Consider the following 21,467-nt stretch of genomic DNA (forward strand, 5'->3'; position numbering starts at 1 on the left):
CAAAACTGGACGGGGATTGGGTGGGGCAGAGGCGGTTTTGGGCGGGCTTCAGTCAGGGGTGATTTCGCGGAGGCGTTTTTCCAGCTCCCGGCGGAGTTGTTCACGGTCGGTTTCCGAGGCGTCTCTGGGCACCTGGAGGGGCGGGGCAAGGATCACCTCCCAGCGGGCGAAGGGAATGGGGACGAGGAAAGCGTCCCAAGAACGGAGGCGGATGCAGTGGCTGAGGCGGTACGAGGCGGGGATGATGGGCAGGCCGGTGACCTGGGCCAGGGCGATGACTCCTTCCTGGACGACGTAACGCGGACCGCGGGGTCCGTCCGGAGTGATGGCCAGGTCGTATCCGCGTTGGGCCCAGGTGGTCAATTCCAGCAGGGCCTGGGGGCCGCGGCGGCTGGAGGAGCCGCGGACGGGTTGGACGCCGTAGCATTCGAGCACGGCTGCGAGTAAACCGCCGTCGCGGCTGGCACTGACAAGGGCGGCCAAGCCGCGGGATGCCGAGTGGGGGCGGGCATAAGTGAAGTAGGCTTCGAGGCACAGGGCCAGGCGGTTGTGCCACATGACGTAGATGGCCTGCGGCGGCACCCGGCCGCCGGTCCCGGTTTGATCCACGAGCGACTTTCGAAGGGTTCGTGCGACGGTTCGGGCGGCTACGTGGATGAGGCGGGCCAGGAAGCGTTGGAGCGGCGTGGGCTTGTGGGGGATGACCACTCCGCCCCGTCTGCGGCGTTGGGGGTGTTCCTGGGGGGCTGGCGGTGAAGGGGTCATGAGCCACCGAAACCGCGCTTGAGCGCGGCGCGCACCAATTCCTCGACCGTGGCCCGGGGGCCGAGTGCGGTACCGACTTCACGGATGCGCATTTGTGCTTCCGGACCTTTGTAACCGAGCGCCATCAAGGCCAGCACGGCGTCCTGCCATCTGGCGTCCGAGCCGGCGGGTGTGCCGGGGCCGGCGGGCGGCGGGCCCAGGTCGGTTCCGCCGAGTTTGTCTTTCAGTTCGACCACGATGCGTTCGGCGGTTTTGCGGCCCACGCCGGAGATGCGGGACAGGGCGCGCACATCGCCCTGGGCCACGGCGGCGCGAAAGGCCGGCACGCTCAATCCGCTCAGGACGTTGAGTGCGATTTTGGGGCCGATTCCATTGACCGTGTGGATGAGCAGGCGGAAGGTGTCGCGCTCGGCGGCGGTGAGGAAACCGTACAGGCGGTGAGCATCTTCGCGGACCACGAACTCGGTCAGGAGGCGGACCTGCTGGCCGATGGGCGGCAGTTTTTCGTAGGTCGAAAGAGGAATGAAGACCTCGTAACCCACGCCGTGGACGTCTACGAGGACCTGGGTGGGCCAAGCTTCGACCAGTGTGCCATGAACGAAGGCGATCATGGATGTCTGTTGTGGTGATCAACGTGCATGCGTGGGTGGTGTGGTGGCGGGCGACGTTCAAGTCGGGAAATCAGTGCGGCTGTGCCCGGGGTCATGGACGGTCAGATACGTTTGCTCAGGCCGGTCCAGGGGCGGCTCAGGGCCTGCCAATGGGCGAGGGCCAGGGCCAGGGCGTCGGTTTCGTCGGACCGGGGTGTGTTGGTGAGATTGAGCATGCGGCGGACCATGTTTGCGACGGCCTGTTTGCCGGCGGCGCCGTGGCCGGTGACGGCGAGTTTCAGTCGGCGCGGTGCGATTTCGTAGATTTCGAGGCCGGCTTCGGCGAGGACACTCAGGGCGGCCCCACGCGCCTCGCCCATGATCAGCGCGGTTCGCAGGTTTCGTGCGTGGAACAGGCCCTCGAACACCGCGATCGTGGGGTGGTGGGATTGCACGATTTGCCGCAGGGTTTGGGCGATGGCGGCCAGGCAGGTCGTGCGTGACCAGGTGCGCGGGCACAGGACGGTGCCGTAGGCGACGGCGCGAAGTTCCGCGCCGCGTTTTTCCACCAAGCCGTAGCCGGTGCCGCGCAGGGAAGGGTCCACGCCGAGTACCAGCCCCTCTGTGATTGCCGGGGCCACGGTTTGGGTCGGGTCGGTGTTCCTGCCCGGCCGGCGGAGGCGCGCCTCCAATGTTTGGTAGTCTCGAATTGAGATACCCACCGCCGTCAGTTTGCCAGTCCGGGGAGGATCGTCCAATGGGAAATTGTTGTTCGTGCCGGCTGCCGGGAGCGGTCAGCCGAAGAGCCATCGGCAGATCCAAACCGAGGCAAGCATGGCCACGGCGTCCGTGATGAGTCCGGCCCAGAGGGCGTGCCGGACCTTGTGAACGCCGACGGCGCCGAAGTAAACGGCAAGGACATAGAAGGTGGTTTCGGTGCTGCCGTACATGGTTGCTGCGGTGCGGGCCAGCAGGGTGTCGGGTCCATGAGCACGCACGATTTCGGCGAAGATCCCGAGCGCGGCGCTGCCGCTCAGGGGTCGGACCAGGGCCAACGGGAGAAGTTCCGACGGGAACCCAATCCATTCCAACAGGGGTCCAAGCAATCGGCCCAGCCATTGGAGTCCGCCCGATTCGCGGAACACGCCGATGGCCACCAGCATGGCCACCAGGTAGGGGATGATGCGGAGGGCAATGCGGAGGCCGTCGCGGGCGCCGATGACAAACTGCTCGTACACGCGCACGCCGCGCAGGGCGGCATAAAGGGGAAATCCGGCCAGCAGAAAGGGGACGGCCCATTGCGACAGGGCGTTCAACCACCGGACGAGGGCCGGATCGGCGGTTGGCGGCGTGGTTCCCCACAGGCCCAGGGCACCATTGGCCACGGCGGCGACAGAGCACAGGGCGTAGACAGTGAGGACGCAACGCCCCGGGCCGCTCAAGGGCCGTGACGGTTGCGGAATCGTCGTCGGTTTGTCTGCATTTTCCGGACGTGAGGGGTTTGGGGCTTGTTGTCCGGGTTCTGGCGGAGGCGGGGTGCGGGTGTGGGGTTGGCGAAACCAAGGGAGGCGTTCCAACAGGCGTGTGGCGGTGACAGCGGTGACGGCGCTGCAGGCGGTGGCGAGGAGTGCGCTGGCCACGATGGCCGTGGGCCGGGCCGATTGATGGGCGGCCAGGACGGAGATGGCGGTGGCGGGCAGGAGCTGGAGTGAGCCGGTGTTGAGGGCCAGGAACGTGCACATGGCGTTGGTGGCCGTACCGGGGTGGGGGTTCAATCGGTTGAGCTCCTGCATGGCGCGCAGTCCGAGGGGCGTTGCCGCGTTGCCGAGGCCGAGGATGTTGGCCGCGATGTTGAGCAGCATGGCGCCCATGGCCGGGTGCCCGGGCGGGACGTCGGGGAACAACCGGCGCAGCAGGGGCTGTAGCGCACGGGCCAGGAGGTTGACCAAGCCGGCCTGTTCGGCCAGTCGCATCATGCCGAGCCAGAGGGCCATCAGTCCGATCAACGGAAGGGCGATGGCCATCACGGCGTCCCTGGCTGCCGACAGGGCGGCTGTGGTCAGTGCGTCGGCCCGGCCGGTGAGCGCGGCCAGGGCCACGGCGATCAACAGCATGGCCAACCAGATGTGGTTCAGCATGGGTGCGGTGGTGATGGCACCGGGCTGGTGCGATGTGCCGATGTATTCATGGCATTGGAATGCCGATCCAGTCGAGTCCGAGCCGGAGCCACAGGGGCATGGTGACCAGGCTGACCAGGGAGGTGCTCAGGACGATGCGCAGCGCGGTGGCGGCGTCGCCGTGGTAGTGCCGGGCCATGACGATGGGAAACACGGCCGCGGGCATGGCAGCTTCGAGAACCAGCACACGCTGGAGGTCGGGTGTGATGGGGAGCCAGCGGGCCATGGCCAGGAACAGGAGGGGGAGGAGCCCGAGTCGCAGGAGGGTTGCGACGGACATGACGCGCCAGCCGGCTGCGGTGCGCAGTTGGGGCAGTTCATCGGCCATGATGGCTCCGATCAGGAGCAGGGCCAGGGGCACGGCGCATTGGCCGAGCCAGTGCAGGGCCGTGTGCAGCGGGGTGGGGATCCATTCGTTCAGGCGGGTGCCGTTCAAGATCAAGCTCATCACGACCGCCCCCAGCGCGGGGTTGAGGACGCGGCGCCATTCGATGCGATGGCTTGCGCCGGACAACCCCATCACGCCCAGGGTCCACAGGGCTGCATCCACGCCCACCATGTAGAGGAAGAGCACGCCGGCGGTGGCTTTTCCGAACCAGAGGAGACAGAGGGGCAGGGGGATGTAGCCGTAATTGTGAATGGCGGTCGTAACGGCGAAAGTTCGGGCTGCGGCCGGGTCGGTGAGGCCGTGCCAGGGGCGGGCGGCCGACGCGACGACAAGCGCCAGGGCCACGGTGGCGTACCCGGTCAACGGCGCCCACAGGAGGTTGTCCCAACGGTTGAATGCGGGGTTGCCCAGTGCGGAATCCAGGATGAGGCACGGCACAAAGACGTACAAGGTCAGCCGGAGCAGGCTTGCGTCAGCCTCGGTGGTCAACCATTCGAGTCGGCGGAGGAGGAAACCAGTGCCGATCAAGCCGAACACGGGTAGGACCGCCTCGAGGATGGTTCGATACGCGTTCATTGCACGGTCAGCCCCGGCCGGTTGAATCCCCGGGCGGCACTGTGCCGGTGAACACTGCCAGGACGGTTTGGAATTCGATGTGTTGGAGTTGCCGCGCGAGGCGTGCAGCGGCCGCGTCGGACGTTGTGAGGATGGTTTCGATCAGGTCCACGAGGGCGAACGGATCCCAGGCGTCGTTGCGGATCAAGCGCCGTGTCCATTCGGCGGGCGCGTGTTGTTTGAGCCACGGTCGGGCGCGTTGGGCCAGGGCGGTGAACGCCGGATGCTGGCCGGTCCGCCGCCACCAGTATTTGGAATTCCAGAAATCGGGTTCGCGGCGATGGACGAGGGCATGGACGAGTGCGCCGTCGCGGTTTTCCAGGGCCTGGACCAGTTCGTGGGCCCGGGTCCACTGATCGTACCACAACAGAATCAGGGCGCGGATGGCGCGCGGGTCGGCTGCGCCGGGTGGCAACGAGGATTCGAGCCGGGCACAGCTGGATTCGACTTCTGCCGGCACTGGCGGCGGTTGCGCCGGGGCGACAAGATCCGGCAGGGTGGGTGTTTCCAGGAGGCTGAACCAGGCTTGTGGGGTCATGGGGGTGTGGTCGGGGTTGCGGGGCGTGCGGTTGAGGCGACGCGGTGTGGTGCGACCCGACCCAGCGTCCGGACCAGGTCTTCCACGACCCAGGCGGGGTGGCGCCGGCTGAGTGCGTCGGCGGCGGCACCGTGTTGCCACACGGCGTATCGGATGAGGCGCTCCGGGTCGCCCTGGAGCGGCGGTTGAGCGCAGAGACCGGCCAGGTAACCTGCCAGGACATCGCCGCTGCCGCCCTGGGCAAGGTCGGGATTGCCGCTCGGGTTGACAAAGATGGGGCCGTGCTGCCGTCCGATGAGGGTCTGATAACCTTTGAGCACAATCCAGGCTCCGCCGAACTGCCCGGACAGCGCGCGGACGGCAGCCACGCGATTCGATTGGACCTCGTTGGTGGTGGTGCCGAGCAGGCGCGCGGCTTCGCCCGGGTGCGGGGTCAGGACGCGCAATGCGTCCCGGGGTATTGGGCCGCGTGGCACATGGTCCAGGGCGCTTGCGTCCACGACAATGGGGACATTGGCCTCCTGCCACAACCGGGCGAGCGTGGCGGGGATTTCCGCCGGAAGATCTGCGGCGGCCAGGCCGGGCCCGAACAGCAGGGCGGTGTACCGACCGGGTAGCGGATGTGCCGCCGACCAGGGATGGACCATCACGGCCTGGAGCTGGGAGGCCACCACAGCGTAGACGGAGGCGGGTGTGATCAGCGTGATGAGACCTGGCCGTGCGCGTTGGGCGGCGCGGGCAGCCAGGACGGCCGCGCCGTGGTAGCCGGTGCTGCCCGCCACGATGGCGAGGTGGCCGAAGGTGCCCTTGTGGGCCGCTACGGGCCGGGGCGGTGGCCAGTCGAGAAAATCCTCGGGCAACGTCCAGCAAAGCTCCGATTGGATCGGGCAGGGGACCAGGCCGATGTCGGGAATCACTTCGAGTCGGCCGGTGAAGGTATGGGCCGCCGGATGCAGGAGTCCTTGTTTGGGGGCTGCGAGGGTGAGGGTGCAGGTGGCGCGGAGGGTTGCGCCCCAGGGTCGGCCGGTGTCGGCGTCCAGGCCGGAGGGGACGTCCACGGAAACGATGCGGCTTCGGGCCTGGTTGATGCGCTCGATCAAGCGGCACCAGGGCTCGGCCAGGGGGCGGTTCAATCCGATGCCGAAGAGGCCGTCGAGGATCCAATCGGGGCCGCGGGCCAGGGCGCGTTCGAGGTCGGGCAGGGCGGTTTCCGGGTCCCGTACCTCGACGAGGTCGACGGCGCGACCCTGGAGGTGGGGCAGTGCGGCGCGGGCGTCATCGCCGTTATGTCCCTTGCCGGCCAGGATCAGGATGCGATCGTTGTGGGGCACGTGTCGGCGGAGCCAGGCTGCCAGGCAGGCTCCGACGCGTGCGATGACCGCCGCTTCGGTTCGGCCTGCCGACCAGCTGGCCTGTTCCCACTGGCGCATTTGCGCCACGCTTACCACGGGCACGGGCATGGGCCAGGACGCTTACGACTGTTGGTTGTGCTGGCGCCGGACCGGCAGTCCCGGACCTTCGTGTATGGGCGGGTCGGCGCGGTTTTGTCGGAGCCGGCCCGGAAGATGCGGGTTGCTGTTCGGTCCTTTGTCCGCTGCGGTTGCAGCGGGCATGTGCGCGAATCTTTGTAATCCGCCGTGACCAACGAAACAAGGCCGGTCGTCCGGAGCCGTTGGTTGCGGCGGTTTTTGGCGGGTGCAACGGGGCTTGTCCGCCGTGTGAGGGGGTTTAACGGGGGCGGCCCCTTTGCCAAGCCTTTGGAATGGTGCGGGATGGCGTTGTGCCGGTTTGGGGCGGGTCAGGCACAGGCCCGGGTTTGCGGGGTTGTTTCCGCGAGGTCTTGTCGGGTCTGGCAGGCCGGCCCGGTTTCACCGCGCAGGCAACGCTCAATGGCATCGAACAATGCGCGGGGGTGATAGGGTTTGGGCAGGAACAGCGTATTGGGCTGCTTTTCCAGGGCATCGCGGACGACGTCGGGGCTGTAGCCGCTGGTGTAGATGACCTTGAGGTCGGGGTTGAGGCACTGGAGGGTGAGGGCCAGGTCGTGGCCGTTCATGGTGCCGGGCATGATCACGTCGGTGAGGAGGATGTCGGGGACGGCGCCGCAACTTTCCCAGACCTGCATGGCTTCGTCGGCGTCGCGGGCTTTGAGTACGCGGAATCCGCGGCGCTTGAGCAGTTCGGCGGTGAGGTCCCGCACCGGCAACTCGTCTTCCACGAAAAGGATGAGCGGGCCTTGTCCCTGGGGCGGTGTGATCGGTGCGGGCGCGGTTTGGCTTACTGTGGTGGGGGCTGCGACCGTGGCGGCGGGTGCGACGGTGGGTTCGTTGATGCTGGTGGTGGCCACGGGGAGGTACACACGGAAAGAGCTGCCCCGGCCCGGCTCTGTGCGGACCTCGATCCAGCCCTCGTGTTGTTTGACGATGCCGTGGGCGGTGGAGAGGCCGAGCCCGGTGGCGCGGCCCAGGCCCTTGGTGGTGAAGAAAGGATCGAAGATGCGCGGCAGCACGTCGGGGCTGATGCCACAACCGTGGTCGGTGACTTCGAACCAGACGAAGGAACCGGGTCGGGCTTCGGGGTTTTTTGCGGCGGCGGTCTCGTCCAATTGGACGTGTCCTGTGGTGATTTCGATGGTATCGCCGTCGGGGGCGGCATCCCTGGCGTTCAGGAGCAGTTGGAGCAGGACCTGCTCGATGCCGTTGGGGTCGGCCAGGATGGGCGGCAGGGTGGCCGGTGATTGGAAGCGGACGGCATGGCGGTCGCCGAGCTGACCGGCCAGGGCGGGTACCAGCCGCTGCAGGGTTTGGGCCAGGTCGGTGGGCCTGGGTTGGAGCCACTGGCGCCGGCTGAAGGCGAGCAGCTGTTGGGTCAACCTGGCGGCGCGTTGGGCGTATTCGATCGTGCGTTCGAGCAGGGCATTTTGAAGGCCGGGGTTCACGTCGCCGCTTTGCAGGAGTGAAACATTCCCGATGATGACGGTGAGGATGTTATTGAACTCGTGGGCGATGCCGGCGGTGAGCTGGCCGACGGCCTCGAGTTTCTGGGTTTGCCGCAGTTGCTCTTCCAGGCGGATCTGGGTTGTGATGTCCTCGGCGGCCACCAACAGGCAGGTTTCCTGGTCCAGGACGAAGGGTTGGGTGCTCAGGAGGACGTGGCGTTCCTGACCGTCGGGGCGCCGCAGTCTGCAGTTGTGCTGGCGCAGGGGCTTTTGGAGGTCGAGCACGATCGGCGTGGCCGGGGATTGGTCCTGGCTCAACCATTGGAGCGGGAAAGGTTCTGCGGCCAGGAGGTCGGCGCGTGTCCAGCCGCTGAGCTCGACGAAAGCCGGGTTGGCGTCGAGGCACCGGAGGGGGTTGACACGGAGGAGGGCGAGCGGGACGGGGCTGAATTCGAAGGCGCGGCTGAAGCGTGCCTGGCTTTCGCGGAGTGCGACCTCGGTTTTGAGGCGTTGGGCGATTTCCTTTTGGAGCTCGGCGTTGGCGGCCACCAGTTCGGCCGTGCGTTGTTGGACGAGGCGGTCGAGGTCGGCGATGCAGAGCCGGGCCTGCCGGGCCAGTTCCCATTTTCGGGTCAGGGCATGGGCGAGCTGGAGGACTTCGATGGTTTCGAAGGGTTTTTTGAGGATGAGGAGGCTGTCGGTTTGGCCCAGGCGCCGGACGAAGTCGTCCCAGGCGTAGTCGGAGTGTGCGGTGCAGATGACGGCCTGCAGGTCGGGGGCGACCTGCCAGAGCCTCTCGAGGGTTTCGACGCCGTCCCAGCCTGGCGGCATGCGGACGTCGACGAAGGCGAGCTGGTAGGGGTCACCCTCTGCCACGGCGCGCCGGACCATTTCGAGGGCTTCCTGGCCCTGGTGGGCGGAATCCACGCGGAAGGTCGTCTTGAGGGTGGTTTGTTCGGGTTCACCGAACAGTGCGGCTTCGGCGGCATCCAGCTCTGCGGTGGCCCCGGCGGCGGACCCGCCGCAGAGGATTTTGCGAAAATCGGCGTGGATGGCGGGGTTGTCATCCACGACCAGGATACGGGGTGCGGGGCTGGAGCTCGGCGTGGTCATGAGGTGGCCGTTGAGGATTTATACGGGATGCGGAGGGTGAAGCGGGCGCCGCGGCCCGGTCCGTCGCTGTGAGCGGTGAGCGTGCCGCCGAGGGCCTTGGCGGCCAGGGCGCTGCTGTGGAGGCCGAAGCCATGGCCGTTGGGGCGGGTGGTGAACCCGTGGGTGAAGATCTTGGTGAGGTTTTCGGCGGGGATGCCGACGCCGTTGTCCTCGATTTCGAGCACAAGCCATGCCTCACCCTCGCGCCGGATGCGCGCGATGATGCGCTTGTCGGGCCTGCCCGAGTCGCTGACCGCGTACTTGGCGTTGCGGATCAGGTTGACGAGGATTTGGAGGACCTTGTGTCGGTCCACGAGGATGGGCGGTGCCGGTTCGAATTCCCGGACCAGGTTGACGGTGTGGCGGGTCAGGGCGGCTGCGTTGATGCGCAGGGCATCCTCCATGAGCTGGGTGGGATCGATTTGTTCCTCGATGCCGGCCAGTCGGGCGTAGTTTTGCTGCATGGCCACGATTTGCTTGATGTGTTCGACGTGGTCGCGAACCTGGCCCAACTCGGCCAGGAGGAACTCCTGCTGCTCGGTCAGGGCCTGGCTGACCGCCTCGAGATAGCCGGGGAGATGTTTGCCGCGGGGGTCTTCGGTCAGGAAATGGTCGAGGTGGCCGATATGTTCCCGCAACAGTTGCGGCACGCGGGCCAGGTTGGCGAAGCGGTTTTGGCGGACGCGGTCCAGCAGCATGGAGCAGGAGACGTTGATGCTGTTGAGCACGTTGCCGACGTTGTGCAGGACGTCACTGGCCACCTCGGCCATGCCGGCCAGGCGCGAAGCGTCCACGAGGCGCCGATGCACCTGTTCGAGCTCGGCTTCGGCCTTTTTGAGCTCGGTGATGTCCTTGGAGATGCCGAAGGTGCCGATAATTTCGCCCCGGGCGTTGCGCCAGGGCATTTTGGTGGTGAGGCACCAGGTGACGCGGCCGTCCTTGTGGGTTTCTTTTTCGACCTTGCCGATGACGGGTTCTCCCGTGGCGATGATGCGCTGTTCGTCCTCGAAGGCGGGGCGGGCGTGTTCCTCGGTGAAGATGTCGAAATCGGTTTTGCCCACCAGGTCCTGCGCCTGACCCACTTGGGGGAGCTTGTCCAGAAGGGCCCGACTGAATCGGACGAAGCGCGATTGCCGGTCTTTGAAGTAGATGGCGTCCGGGATGTTGTCCAACAACGTTTGGAACAGTTCCCGTTCGTATCGCAGCTGGTCCTCGGCCTGTTTGAGTTCGGTGATGTCCTTGGAGATGCCGAAGGTGCCGATGATTTCCCCCTGGGCGTTGCGCCAGGGCACCTTGGTGGTGAGCGCCCAGGTGACGCGTCCGTCGGCGTGGGTTTCCTTCTCGAGTTTGCCCACGATGGGACGTCCGGTGCGCATGATCTCCTGTTCATCCTCGTACGCCGGCCGGGCGTGTTCCTCGGTGAAGATGTCGAAGTCGGTCTTTCCGATCAGTGCGTTGGGATCGGTCAGCCCGTAACGCTCCACGAAGGCGCGGCTGTAATGGACGAACCGGGACTGCCGGTCCTTGAAGTAGATCATGTCCGGGCAATGCTCCATCATGGTTTGGAAGAGATTGCTGGCGTGGGCTAGGGCCTCCTGGGCCTGGCGTACCGCTGTGATGTCCTCGTAGGTGCCCAGCACACCGATGATTTCGCCGCGGGCGTCCCGGATGGGGACCTTGCTGGTGCGCAACCAGGCGATGGAACCGTCGGGCCGGGTTTGCGGTTCCTCGTAGTTGATTTTGGCCTGACCGGTACTCATCACCTCCTGATCGTCGGCCCGATACCGCTCCGCGTCGGTGTGCCACGGCAGGTCGTAATCGGTTTTCCCCACGATGGCGTCCGGATCGGGCAGGCCGCAATCCTCCGCAAAGGCGCGGTTGCAACCCAGGTAGACAGAGTTTCTGTCCTTCCAGAAGATCCGGTTGGGTGCGGCGTCCAGGATCATCCGCAGCATCTGCCGGGAGCGGAAAAGCTCCTCTTCCATCTGTTTGCGCGCTGTGATGTCCCGGCCGATGCACTGGACCACGGGGCTGCCGTCCACGGCCTGCGTCCGGCGCAACGACAGTTCCACCTGCAGTTCGCGTCCGGAAGGTCCGCGGAGCCGTGTTTCAATGCGCAGGGGCGCATCGGACGCCGTTTCGTCTTCGAGTAACCGGCGGATGGTCTCGCAGCAGGGAGGGGAGAGCACGTCTTCCAAAGCGATGTCGGTCCATGTTGCCGACTCCACCCCCACGGCCCGTTGGAACGAGGGGTTGCCGGATCGGAACCGGCCCGAGCCGTCCACGGTGAATATGAAATCGTGGGCCTGTTCGATGAGCTCCCGGAAGGAACGTTCCAGTGCAGCCTCGCGTTCCAATCGTTCCTGCAGTGCCCGGGTGCGCAGTGCCACCTGACGACGGAGCCAAAGGCCCCAGACGCCCATGCCGGCGGCAATCGCGGACAAGAAGCTGATGACTGCGGCTGATTGTTGGACGGTCCAGCCGGCCGGGATGGACACCTGCGCCATGGTACGGCCTCCCGGCTGGTCGCCTCCCGTTGGTCCGCCTGCCATCAGGGACGGCGCCGAGGCCATGGCCCTGGAACCCATCACGGGGGTGTGGGCCAGGGCCAGGAGGAAACCGGCTGCCGCGGTAAGGCTCCCTGCAATCCACCAGAACCTTCCCGGTTGAACCACGGGTTCCCGGGCTTCATCGCGGGCTGTTTGTTTGAGGTCCATGGCATGCAAGCCCCCGGGTTCGGGCCCGGCCTGCTTGGGTCGTTCAGGGTTGGGTCGTGCGCCCTGCCGACCCCGTGTCCCCCGGACCTTTGGAGGGCCGGTGATCCGATCCTGCGGCGGCTGATTGTCGTTGCTCTTCGGCCGGCGGGTCCCGTTCGACGGGTTGAGCCCCGCCGCTCATGGATGCCCGGTGGCGAGCGGAGTCCACGAGCCGACGCCTGGCCGGCTCAGCGGGTCCACGCCAGCCATCACAATGTGACTGTCAGCAAGCCTATCGGCGGAAATGGCAAGGACTTTAGAGGCAAAATGAAGCCACCTTTCCGGTCAGGTCCCCTGCCGGAAGGGGAGAGTGGATGGCGGAGTGCACGATCCCGGAAACTTGGCGGGCGTAGGAGGGTCCCGGCCGGGATATGGCAGCGGTGGTTTTGCAGGACCCCGACGGGCGAAGGTGCAGGTTGCCGCCCTTGCCCGGGTCAGGCCAGTGCACGTGCGGTGGCCTCAAGCGAGGTCAGGTCTCCCACGTTGTAGATCTCGGTGTCCTTTTGGATGCGCTTGAGGAAGCCGGAGAGCACGGTACCGGGGCCCAGTTCAATGAAGCGGGTGAATCCTTCGGCCAGGAGGTGGCGCATGCTGGCTTCCCATAGCACGGGTGCGGTGACCTGCTCGACCAGGCGCGATCGGATGGAGTCCGGGCCGTTATGGGGCCGGGCTGTCACGTTGGAGATTACGGGCACTCGCGGGGGTCGGATGGTCACTGTGCTCAGGGCATCGCGCAGGGCCGGCTGAGCCGGGGCCATCATGGGCGAATGATAGGCACCGGCCACGTTGAGCAGTACGGCTCGTTTTGCGCCGCGTGTCCTGGCCAGTTCCACCGCTTTCTCCAGGGCGGCACGAGGGCCGGAGATCACGATCTGCCCCGGGCAATTCAGGTTGGCCATGACCACGCCGGTTTCGTCGCAGACGGTTTTGGTGGTGGCTTCGTCCAGTCCGATGACAGCAGCCATGGCGCCGTCACCGGCCTCGCACGCCTCCTGCATTTTTTGGCCGCGCAGGCGCACGAGCCGCAGTCCATCCTCAAAATCGAGGGCACCGGCGGCGGTTAGGGCGGTGAACTCGCCGAGGGACAACCCGGCGGTTGCGTGGAACTGCAGGTCCGGGCAGCGGGCTTGCAGAAGCTGCCAGGCCACCCAACTGACCAGGAAAATGCCGGGCTGAGCATGCTCGGTCCGGGTCAACACTTCGTCCGGTCCTTCAAAACAGATTCGGGCCAGATCGTAACCGAGGATCTGCCGGGCGCGGTCGAACCACCCCCGGGCTGCGGGGTCTGATTCGGCCAGATCCCGGCCCATGCCGACGTATTGGGCACCCTGACCTGCGAACAGCAAGGCGGTTTTTTTGTCCATGGCGCAGTTTACTGAATCGGAAAACGGCCCCTGGGGAAAGCCTGCAATTTGGGTTCGTGCGGGGGCGGGCCCTGCGTCCGTGTTTCAGGAGTGCCTCTCGCCCGGTACCCGGGAGATGGGGCGGCCGGAGGCCAGACGGATGCCGTTGCAGCCGAGTCGCGAACCGACGTTCAGCTGCCGTGAACGGCCGCCTTGACGGTGGCGTGACGGCTCGACAACTCCGGCCTTCCGCCGCAACTTGTGCCCGATGGCAAACGAGAGCAGTGAACGGTCTCCGCTGGATTTGTTGTGGGAGGAGTACGGCGAGGTTTTCCGTGAATTTGACGATCTCACGCTGGCTCGGTGGCTGGCGCAGACGCTCGGGCAACTGCAGGGCAGGGCGTGGCGAATGTCGCATCCGCTGGTGGCCGCCTACCGGCTGGCCGCCCAGGAAGCCCATCGGCGCGGGGTGTGGTTGAAGCGCCTGGCGACTCCCCCCTCGGCCTATTTGGAATCGCCGTGTTGCCGTGCGCCCATGCTGCCCTTGCTGACCCGCGACGTGCGGGACGCGGGGCTGCTCTGCCAGCATTGCAATGACACGATGGTGCCTTTTGAAGAGCTGCCGGAGGATATCCGGCCCGACCTGGAACTTTGGGCGGCCCAGTATGCGCCCGTACATGCGGTGGCGCATTGGGATGATCGCCAGCGCAAAGCGGTGGGCAATTACGATCGGGCGTTGGACCAGGCTGCGGAGGAGGCCGAACGCTTGTTGGTGCGGGCTGGCAGCGAACTGGCCCCCCGCCTCCTGGAGTTTTATCCCGCGGTCATTTGGGAGGATCAGGACGAATGCCTCGATGTGCGTCCGGAGGACGTGATTTTGGCGCCGGAGGAAGAGTGAGGTCACCCTTTGTCCAATGGGGCCGGCGGCCGGGGGCGTCGGTTCCGCCGCGGATGAAGCCGTACCGCAGCGGGTTTAAGATCGCCGGGCGGCGTTGGGCTGCCGCATGGGCGCGGAGGGCGGGGCCGGCGCTGGTGTCAACCGGCCGACTCCCAGACTTTGCGTGTCTGAACCAGTTGTTCGAGCAGTTGTGCGTCGGCCGCCGGAAACCGATGTCGGCGGAGTGTACGGCGGTCCACCCATTTCCACGCGGCACAACCGAGGGCTCTGGGTTCGCCCGCCCGCCACCGACAGAGGTAAAAATGGATTTGCACCCGCACCTCAGGGTACTCGTGTTGCACCGTGCACCACAGCGGGCCCACCTCCACCTCAATCCCCAGTTCCTCCCTCAGCTCCCGTTGCAGGCAGGCTTCGAAGGTTTCGTGGGGTTCACGTTTGCCTCCGGGAAACTCCCAGAGCCCGCCGAGGTGTGTCCCGGCCGGGCGGCGGGTGATGAGGAGGCGGCCCTGGTGGAAGACCAACCCGGCGGCGACCTCGACGTGTCCCGGGCTTGAGAGGTGATGGGCAGCGACCATGCCGTGGGGGCGGGCGTGGGGCGCGGCGGTTACCGGCCGACACTTTTGTAGATCCAGCCCAGCCGTTCCATCTCGCGGGGATCGAAAAGGTTGCGCCCGTCGAACATGATGGGATGGGTCATGACCCGTCGGGCCCGCTCCAGGTCCAGCTTCTTGAAGATTTCCCACTCGGTGGCGATGACCAGGGCATCGCAACCTTCGGCGACGTCGTTCATGTCCTCGATGTAGGTGGCCTCGGGGAGGACGGCTCTGGCTTTTGGCATGGCCTTGGGATCGTGCACCCGCAGTCGGGCCCCTTCCTTGAGCAGGCGGCGGCAAAGCTCGATGGCGGGCGACATGCGCACGTCATCGGTGTTTTGCTTGAACGCCAGACCAAGGACGCCGATGGTTTTGTCCTTCAGCACCCAGAGCGTGTCGGTAATTTTTTTCACGAACCGGTCCATCTGCTCGGCATTGATGCGCTGGACCTCCTTGAGCAGTCGGAAATCGTACCCGAGCTGCTCGGCGATCTTGATGAAGGCGCTGAGGTCCTTGGGGAAACAACTGCCGCCGAAACCGATGCCGGCCTGGAGAAACTCCCGTCCAATGCGGTGGTCCATGCCCATTCCCAGGGCCACCTCCTGGACGTTGGCCCCCGTGGCCTCGCACAGGATGGAGATGGCGTTGATGTAGGAGATTTTCAGCGCGAGGAACGAGTTGGACGCGTGTTTGATCAACTCGGCCGAGTTCAGGTCCGTCACGATGATCGGGGCTCGAAACGGTTCGTAAATTTCGCGCATTACCGGCACCGGCCGCGGCGATTGCACCCCGATGACGATCCGGTCCGGGTGCATCAGATCCTCCACGGCGTAGCCCTCGCGCAGGAATTCGGGGTTGCTGACCACGTCGAAATCCACGCGGGCCCGGCAGTACCGCCGGATGGTTTCGGCCACCTTCTCACCGGTGCGGACCGGCACGGTGCTTTTGTCGACCACCACCTTGTAGCTGGTCATGCACCCTGCGATCTCGCGGGCGACCTTTTCGATGTAACTCAAATCCACGGAACCGTCCGGCAGGGGCGGCGTCGGCACTGCGATGAACACCACCAGCGAGCGTTCCACGCCCTCGGCGATGCTGGTGGTGAACCGAAGCCGGCCGGCAGCCACGTTTTTGTGAACCAGTTCTTCCAGGCCGGGTTCGTAGATGGGCATGCCGCCGGCCTGCAGCAGGGCCACCTTGGCCTCGTCGTTGTCCACGCAGGTTACGTCGTGACCGACCTCGGCGAAACAGGCACCGGTGGTCAATCCCACATAACCCGTGCCGATGATGCAGAGTTTCATGGCATCCTGCGAATTCCGGGGAATGCCTTCGTTTACGGTGTGGCGCGGTTGGTGGCCGGGGCCGGTGTGCCGGGCAGGGACGCCGGCAGCGTCACAGTCGGGTTGGCTCCGGGGACGTCCGGGGCCGCACCGGTCCGCGTTTCACGGGTCGTCAGCTCCGGGTGGGCGTCCAACAAAGTTTGCAGGGCGAGCCGGGCCTCACCTCCGAGGATGGTCATGGGGGTGGCGCGGGCCACCTCTTCGTAATACCGGCGTGCCCGCTCCAATTCTCCCCGTGCCTCACAAAGCCGGCCCAGGCGCAGCCGTGCCAGAAACACCGTGGGATCCGAATCCAGTCGTCGCTCGGCCAGCGATTCGTATCGTTCCATCGCCTCGTTGGTTTTGCTCTGCACCTCCAGGGCCGTAGCAAGGCCGAACACGGCCTGGTTCAGCAGCGGGCTGTTGCGGTAATCGCGCAGGAACTGTTCGAACCGCCGCTGTGCGTTTGCGGCATCGCCCTCCTGCAACAGGGCGTTTGCCGCCAGCAAAAGGGCCTGACCGGAAGCCCTGGTGCCGGCAAAGCGTTGCGCCACTTCCAACAGCGCGGCGGAACGAACCGCCTCGGTTTGCCCCGTCAGGGCCGGGGCGGCCGCTTCGGAGAGGGCCCGGGCGGCCTCGAGTTCCCGTTGGCCACGCGACCAAATGTAGTAGGACACGGCCAGGCCCAACACTGCGAGACCCGCCAGCCCGTAGAGGAGTTGCCGCTTATAGGTCTCCACCCAGGCGTAGGCTTGGATCCACCATGCCGGTTCGGTCACCTGCTGTGTTGCCATAATTAAGCGCGCAATCTCCGCACGGGCCGCTTCGATGGCAAGCCTGAAATCGGCCGGCACCGCAGGTGGGCGGGCCATTCGCGGGCCCGGCATCGGGGCGGCGTTGTCTTGAAAGGATCAGGCTCTGAGTTGAGCCCCGGGCATCCGGCAACCGTCGAAGGGGCTCCCATCAAGCCTGGCGTGGCGGTCAGCGTCTTTTCGGGACCTCCCCGGGGCAGAGGTCCCTGGTAGCCTCACAAGACACGGGCGCGGCCGGGCCTGTGCCGGAGCGACGCCTTTGGGGTGCGAGGAGGAGACCTCCCGGTCAAACGGGCAATCCATGCCGGTAGTGGATTGCGCGGTGAACGTCACTTCCCCGACCCTTCGGGCGAATGGTTGGTGTTGGGGTGCCGGAGCTGTCGAGAATGCCGGTGCAGCTGGTTGCACGAATTCCACGCCCCTTTGCCCGGGCGGAGGCAGGGGTGTAAACAGGGCTGGGTTTGTTTTTTTCCGTCCCCGGCCAGCCTCCAGACCACACGCCAGCAAGGCAAGCCGCGCTTATGCTTCGGGCCCGGGAACTGGCGGAACCGTCATGGGCAAGACCTGCTCGAGGTCCGCGTGCCAGCGGAAGGGCGCGGTTACGACGGCGTTCGAAGAAACCGTTGCCTGCCGGCCCGGCGTCAGAACCACCAGCGCACGTCGCGGTCCTGCGGGTTGTAGCGTTCCCGGATCAACTTGAAGGGGCGCCACGCGCCGTGGCCGTCCAGGAAGAAGGCGTTGCCGCCGCCGGGAAAGTTCCCCTTGCGGTGCGGGTTTTTGTGCAATCCGTCCCTGGTCAAGCCGCTGGGGACGCCCACGAAGTCGTTCGGCCCGCGCGAAAGAAGCGCGTCCACGATCAACTCGGCCATGGCGGGGTTGGTGTTGCCGGTGGTGCGAAGATGGAACTCTTTGCCCGGATACATGCGGCTGGCCATCTGGGGATCCGGACGCCCGCTGGAATCGAGGCGGGCGCCCAACCAACCGTATCCGACAATCCGCCGGTTGCCCGGGCTGATTTCCCACCAGTTGACCTCCACGTCGTACTCCTTGACCGAGGCCCGGACGCTGGGGCAGTAAAACACCGATCGCGTGGCGCCGTAGTTGGTGATGGCGTTGGCGGTGTCCCAGGGCATGTCCCACAACCAGAACCCGTTGCGGACATGGGCGGGAATGTAATCGCGGTTTTCGTTGGCGTACATCATAACGGCCATGCCGAACTGCCGGATGTTGCTCATGCACCGTGCGCGCACGGCCTTTTCCTTGGCCTCGGACAGTGCGGGCAACAACATGCCGGCAAGGATTGCGATGATGGCAATGACGACCAACAGCTCGATCAGGGTAAACGCGATGACGCGGTCCGGACGCCTGTCTGCTCGCACGTTATACTTCATATGGCTGACTGGCTCTGGCGTTCGTTTCTGCCCGCCGGGCCGGCCCTTTATGCCGACCGAGCTGGGCTTTCTGTTGGAAGATTAGACCGTCGAGAAGTTGCCTCACACCCTTCAATGTTGCACGCTGGATTGAAAATTTTGCATCCGTGGGCCGGGCCAGCCCCGGAGAACCGGAACTGGCCGGCCTCCAGCCGGGGCGTCAGGATCAGCAGCTCGTCACTGTCATGAACCAAAAGCCGAAATTCCAGACCCGGCCAATTCGACGATTGAACCCGCCATGAACGAGCTCCGTCGAGAACTCCGTCTCGAACAAATCATTTCCGGCGGACAGACCGGGGTGGACCGCGCGGCCCTGGACGTCGCCATCCGCCTTGGCATTCCTCACGGGGGTTGGTGTCCGCGTGGCCGTTGGGCCGAGGACGGCGCGATCCCCGACCGGTATCGCCTCCGGGAAACGCCCGCTGCTGAACCCGAACAACGCACGGAATGGAACGTGCGGGATTCCGATGGAACAGTGATCTTCAGTATCGCGCCCCGGCTGACGGGGGGCTCGGCGTATACCCTGTGGATGGCCGGGCGATGGGGCAAACCCTGCCTGCACCTTGCGCGCGCATCTCATCCCGTGCCGGAGGCCGCCCGGCAGCTGCGGCATTTTCTGACCGAACACGGCATTCGCGTTCTGAACGTGGCCGGCCCGCGGTCGAGTGTGGAGCCGGAAGTGGCCGAGTACGCCGCTGCTGTGCTGGAGATGGCGTTGGTGGGGCGGCGGCAGTCCCCGGACGAGGGGTCGGACACGCGTCCGGGAAGGGTTTGAGCCAGCGACCCCGGCGGTGGGCTCCGCCCGGATTTGATGGGGCGCATGGTCGCTCGCGGGGCCGGAGGCGACCTTTCGTCTGCAGGGAGTCGGAGCTCCCAATGGCGTTCAGGGGCGGATTCGGTACCGCACCCTCGATATGCTCTACCATGTCAGCACCAGTCCCACCACGCCGGAGACCGCCACCAGAGCGCCCGCAACGGCCCTGATGGTGGGCCGGTCGCCTTCCATCCACCATGCCAGCGGAATGATGGTCAGGGGGGTCAGGCTGGTGATGGCGAGCACCACGCCGGCCGGCAGCTGGGACAGTGCCCATTGGTAGGAACTGACACCGAGCACCAGTCCAAAGATTGCGTTTCCCAGGACCCAGGGAATGGCTTGCCGGCGTAGGCGCCGGACCTCGGACACCGAATCCACTCCGCCGGCTGGGTTTCGAGTGCGGCCTGCCACGGCCAGGCGCCATGCGGCCACCACCACACCGTACCCCCCCAGGACCCGCAGGAATGCCGCCGTTCCGCCATCGGGAACCATGTCGAGCGCCGCAGACCTTGTAAACGCCACGCGGTTCAGTACCGCGCCCACGGCCCCCAGGAACGCCGAAGTCAGGGCCCATAGCACCCCCGGGACGGCCTGGGGATGCGTCTCGGTTCCCTTTTTGGGCACCAGGGCCATGCCCACGCCCAACAAGGTCCAGACCCCGAACCCGAGCGCCGCCGGGCCGAGGTGGGTCCCAAGAAAATGCCATTCCATCAAGGCCGCCATGGGCGGAGTCAAACATGCGATCAACAGGATGGTGAGTCGGGAGCCGAGGCGCGGCAGTGCCTGAAACATGGCGGTGTCACCCAATCCAATGCCGACCAATCCGCTCCACGCAAACCAGGTCCATGCCCCGTTGCAGAGGCCGTGTCCGGCTGTGACAGCCCAAAGTCCCAGCAGGCCCAGGGCAAGGGTCAGACGCCAGAAGTTGGCCTCGGTGCCGCCCAGAAGCCGGGCTGACCGCACGGCAAACACGGCCGAGCAGGCCCAGAGGAATGTGGTTAGACAGGCCGCCCACATGCGGCAGGAGTCTGGCTGAGCTTGGGCCGTGGTTCAACGGCGGTTCCGGCCCGGGACACGTTCATGGGGAAGGGCAGGATCGGCGGTGCGGTCGTCGCGTGATTCTCAGCGCGCGCGCTGTGCCGGCTCCGTGTCGCCCCAAACGAAGCAGGATCGGCACGCCGGAAAGAGCCTCACGGCGCGGGGAGAATGGACGGAAGACCAAACGCACAGAACACAGCGGACAGAAGCCCCGAACAAGGCTTTTTGTTCTTCGCCGGCGCAACCCACCGGGCCCGGCGCTGTCCCTCGCCGCCGAGCGACGGCCGATGGACCCATTGCGGCTCATGGAGCGTCGACGCCTGGGAAACGAACCCTGCCCGGCGAGGGGACCCGGTTGGTGGTGACGACACTGCGCATGGGTACGGAATTCAAGCCATGTGCGACCGGCCTCGGGCATTCGCGTCGTGTTGTTTCAGGGACCTGAGATGCATTAACCATGGCGGTTTGACAATCGCTGGCCGGCGGTCAACCCGTGCCACGGCGCGTGGAGGGTCGGGGCGGTGGTGCCGGGCGGATCTGATGCAACCGACATGCCCGGTTGCCGGGCTGCAGATGCGGCCCATTGGGAGTGGGGAGCAGGGCATTGTGGCACGGGTGATGACTCGGGTTTGTCGGGGAAGGCCCTGGTGCAGTGGACCGCTTCCGCACCGGCACCATGGCACTGGCTTCCCGATCTGCATCGGGCAAGGGCCCTTCGGTTTTTCCGTCGTTGCGGCACTGTTTGGGTTCGGGCGACAGCACTTGTGGGAACAAGGAGGCGAGCGGGGTGAAGAAGCGCCCGCTGTTAGCGGGGACGGGATGCATCATTGACAACAACGAGTTGTGACGTTGAGTGTTGCGGCATGAGAACGGTGCGTGAGGCAAATCGTTGGGCGGCCGTGACCGGTGCGCTGTTGTTGGTGGCGTTGGCATCGAGTGGTTGTGTGGCCTTGTTGGTGGGCGGGGCGGCGGCAGCCGGGGCCGGCACGGTGGCATATGTCCGGGGGGAGTTGCAATCCACGTTGGATGCACCGTTTGACCGAGCCTGGACGGCGACAGTCCGCGCGTTGGGAGATCTGGGGATGCCGGTGACAGCACAGGAAAAGGACGGGCTGTCGGGTCGGATTACCGCGCGTGCGGCTGGCGATCGGAAGGTGACGGTGCAATTGCGGAAAGTTAGCGGGACCGCCACCGAGGTTCGGATCCGGGTGGGCACGTGGGGTGACGAGGGAGCTTCGCGGCAGATTCTGGAGCAGATTCAGCACCGGCTGTGACGAGGCGGCGCCGTGTCTGGTGGAGCG

18 protein-coding genes are annotated in these 21,467 nt (G+C 65.9%); 3 read left to right on the forward strand and 15 right to left on the reverse strand.

Going from position 1 to position 21,467, the window contains the following annotated elements; all coding sequences use genetic code 11:
• Positions 1-48 precede the first annotated feature (48 nt).
• From G4L39_RS09780 to fabD, 10 genes are all read right to left on the reverse strand, one after another.
• Positions 49-765, reverse strand: coding sequence for a lysophospholipid acyltransferase family protein (locus G4L39_RS09780; RefSeq protein ID WP_165107842.1), 717 nt, complete (start codon positions 763-765; stop codon positions 49-51).
• A complete protein-coding gene (gene ruvA / locus G4L39_RS09785; RefSeq protein WP_165107844.1) occupies positions 762-1,376 on the reverse strand; it encodes a Holliday junction branch migration protein RuvA in 615 nt (204 codons plus the stop codon). The genes G4L39_RS09780 and ruvA overlap by 4 nt, the downstream gene beginning before the upstream one ends.
• 101 nt (positions 1,377-1,477) lie before the next feature.
• The gene (ruvC, locus tag G4L39_RS09790; protein WP_165107846.1) at positions 1,478-2,077 is read right to left on the reverse strand and encodes a crossover junction endodeoxyribonuclease RuvC; all 600 of its coding nucleotides are present in this window, start codon (positions 2,075-2,077) and stop codon (positions 1,478-1,480) included.
• 72 nt (positions 2,078-2,149) lie between these two features.
• Entirely contained in the window at positions 2,150-3,490 is a 1,341-nt protein-coding gene (locus tag G4L39_RS09795; RefSeq protein ID WP_165107922.1) for a nucleoside recognition domain-containing protein, read from the reverse strand.
• 49 nt (positions 3,491-3,539) lie between these two features.
• Complete coding sequence (locus tag G4L39_RS09800; RefSeq protein ID WP_165107848.1) at positions 3,540-4,496, reverse strand: AEC family transporter; 957 nt, start codon at positions 4,494-4,496, stop codon at positions 3,540-3,542.
• 7 nt (positions 4,497-4,503) lie between these two features.
• Positions 4,504-5,073 (reverse strand): hypothetical protein, encoded by a 570-nt coding sequence (locus tag G4L39_RS14660; protein ID WP_205880932.1) that lies wholly within the window; start codon positions 5,071-5,073, stop codon positions 4,504-4,506.
• Positions 5,070-6,533 carry an NAD(P)H-hydrate dehydratase gene (locus G4L39_RS09810; protein WP_165107850.1) on the reverse strand — a complete coding sequence of 488 codons (1,464 nt, stop codon included), beginning with the start codon at positions 6,531-6,533 and terminating at the stop codon, positions 5,070-5,072. The genes G4L39_RS14660 and G4L39_RS09810 overlap by 4 nt, the downstream gene beginning before the upstream one ends.
• Positions 6,534-6,871: 338 nt before the next feature.
• Positions 6,872-9,124: an ATP-binding response regulator gene (locus G4L39_RS09815; RefSeq protein WP_165107852.1), complete on the reverse strand. Its 2,253-nt coding sequence runs from the start codon at positions 9,122-9,124 to the stop codon at positions 6,872-6,874.
• Positions 9,121-11,880: a PAS domain-containing protein gene (locus tag G4L39_RS09820; RefSeq protein ID WP_165107854.1), complete on the reverse strand. Its 2,760-nt coding sequence runs from the start codon at positions 11,878-11,880 to the stop codon at positions 9,121-9,123. Before G4L39_RS09820 ends, G4L39_RS09815 begins: the two co-directional genes overlap by 4 nt.
• Positions 11,881-12,353: 473 nt before the next feature.
• Positions 12,354-13,283 (reverse strand): ACP S-malonyltransferase, encoded by a 930-nt coding sequence (gene fabD / locus G4L39_RS09825; protein WP_165107856.1) that lies wholly within the window; start codon positions 13,281-13,283, stop codon positions 12,354-12,356.
• A gap of 247 nt (positions 13,284-13,530) precedes the next feature.
• Between fabD and G4L39_RS09830 the strand changes: the two genes are divergently transcribed.
• Positions 13,531-14,160 (forward strand): hypothetical protein, encoded by a 630-nt coding sequence (locus G4L39_RS09830; RefSeq protein WP_165107858.1) that lies wholly within the window; start codon positions 13,531-13,533, stop codon positions 14,158-14,160.
• A 137-nt stretch (positions 14,161-14,297) separates the two neighbouring features.
• Here G4L39_RS09830 and mutT read toward each other — a convergent pair whose 3' ends face one another.
• The 4 genes from mutT to G4L39_RS15810 form a co-directional block, all read right to left on the reverse strand.
• Positions 14,298-14,735 carry an 8-oxo-dGTP diphosphatase MutT gene (mutT, locus tag G4L39_RS09835; protein ID WP_165107859.1) on the reverse strand — a complete coding sequence of 146 codons (438 nt, stop codon included), beginning with the start codon at positions 14,733-14,735 and terminating at the stop codon, positions 14,298-14,300.
• Positions 14,736-14,764: 29 nt separating this feature from the next.
• On the reverse strand, positions 14,765-16,054 hold the full coding sequence (locus G4L39_RS09840) for a UDP-glucose dehydrogenase family protein (protein ID WP_165107861.1): 1,290 nt from the start codon (positions 16,052-16,054) through the stop codon (positions 14,765-14,767).
• A gap of 32 nt (positions 16,055-16,086) precedes the next feature.
• Entirely contained in the window at positions 16,087-16,866 is a 780-nt protein-coding gene (locus tag G4L39_RS09845) for a tetratricopeptide repeat protein (RefSeq protein WP_165107862.1), read from the reverse strand.
• A 659-nt stretch (positions 16,867-17,525) separates the two neighbouring features.
• A complete protein-coding gene (locus G4L39_RS15810; RefSeq protein ID WP_343203329.1) occupies positions 17,526-18,263 on the reverse strand; it encodes a type II secretion system protein in 738 nt (245 codons plus the stop codon).
• Positions 18,264-18,552: 289 nt separating this feature from the next.
• Between G4L39_RS15810 and G4L39_RS09855 the strand changes: the two genes are divergently transcribed.
• Entirely contained in the window at positions 18,553-19,089 is a 537-nt protein-coding gene (locus G4L39_RS09855; RefSeq protein ID WP_165107865.1) for a putative molybdenum carrier protein, read from the forward strand.
• Positions 19,090-19,233: 144 nt separating this feature from the next.
• Here G4L39_RS09855 and G4L39_RS09860 read toward each other — a convergent pair whose 3' ends face one another.
• The gene (locus tag G4L39_RS09860; protein ID WP_165107866.1) at positions 19,234-20,145 is read right to left on the reverse strand and encodes a DMT family transporter; all 912 of its coding nucleotides are present in this window, start codon (positions 20,143-20,145) and stop codon (positions 19,234-19,236) included.
• A gap of 884 nt (positions 20,146-21,029) precedes the next feature.
• On the opposite strand from G4L39_RS09860, the gene G4L39_RS09865 reads away from it, so the two are divergent.
• Positions 21,030-21,440: a DUF3568 family protein gene (locus G4L39_RS09865; RefSeq protein ID WP_165107868.1), complete on the forward strand. Its 411-nt coding sequence runs from the start codon at positions 21,030-21,032 to the stop codon at positions 21,438-21,440.
• Positions 21,441-21,467: the final 27 nt, after the last annotated feature.

The organism is Limisphaera ngatamarikiensis (assembly GCF_011044775.1).
Taxonomy (GTDB): Bacteria; Verrucomicrobiota; Verrucomicrobiia; order Limisphaerales; family Limisphaeraceae; genus Limisphaera; species Limisphaera ngatamarikiensis.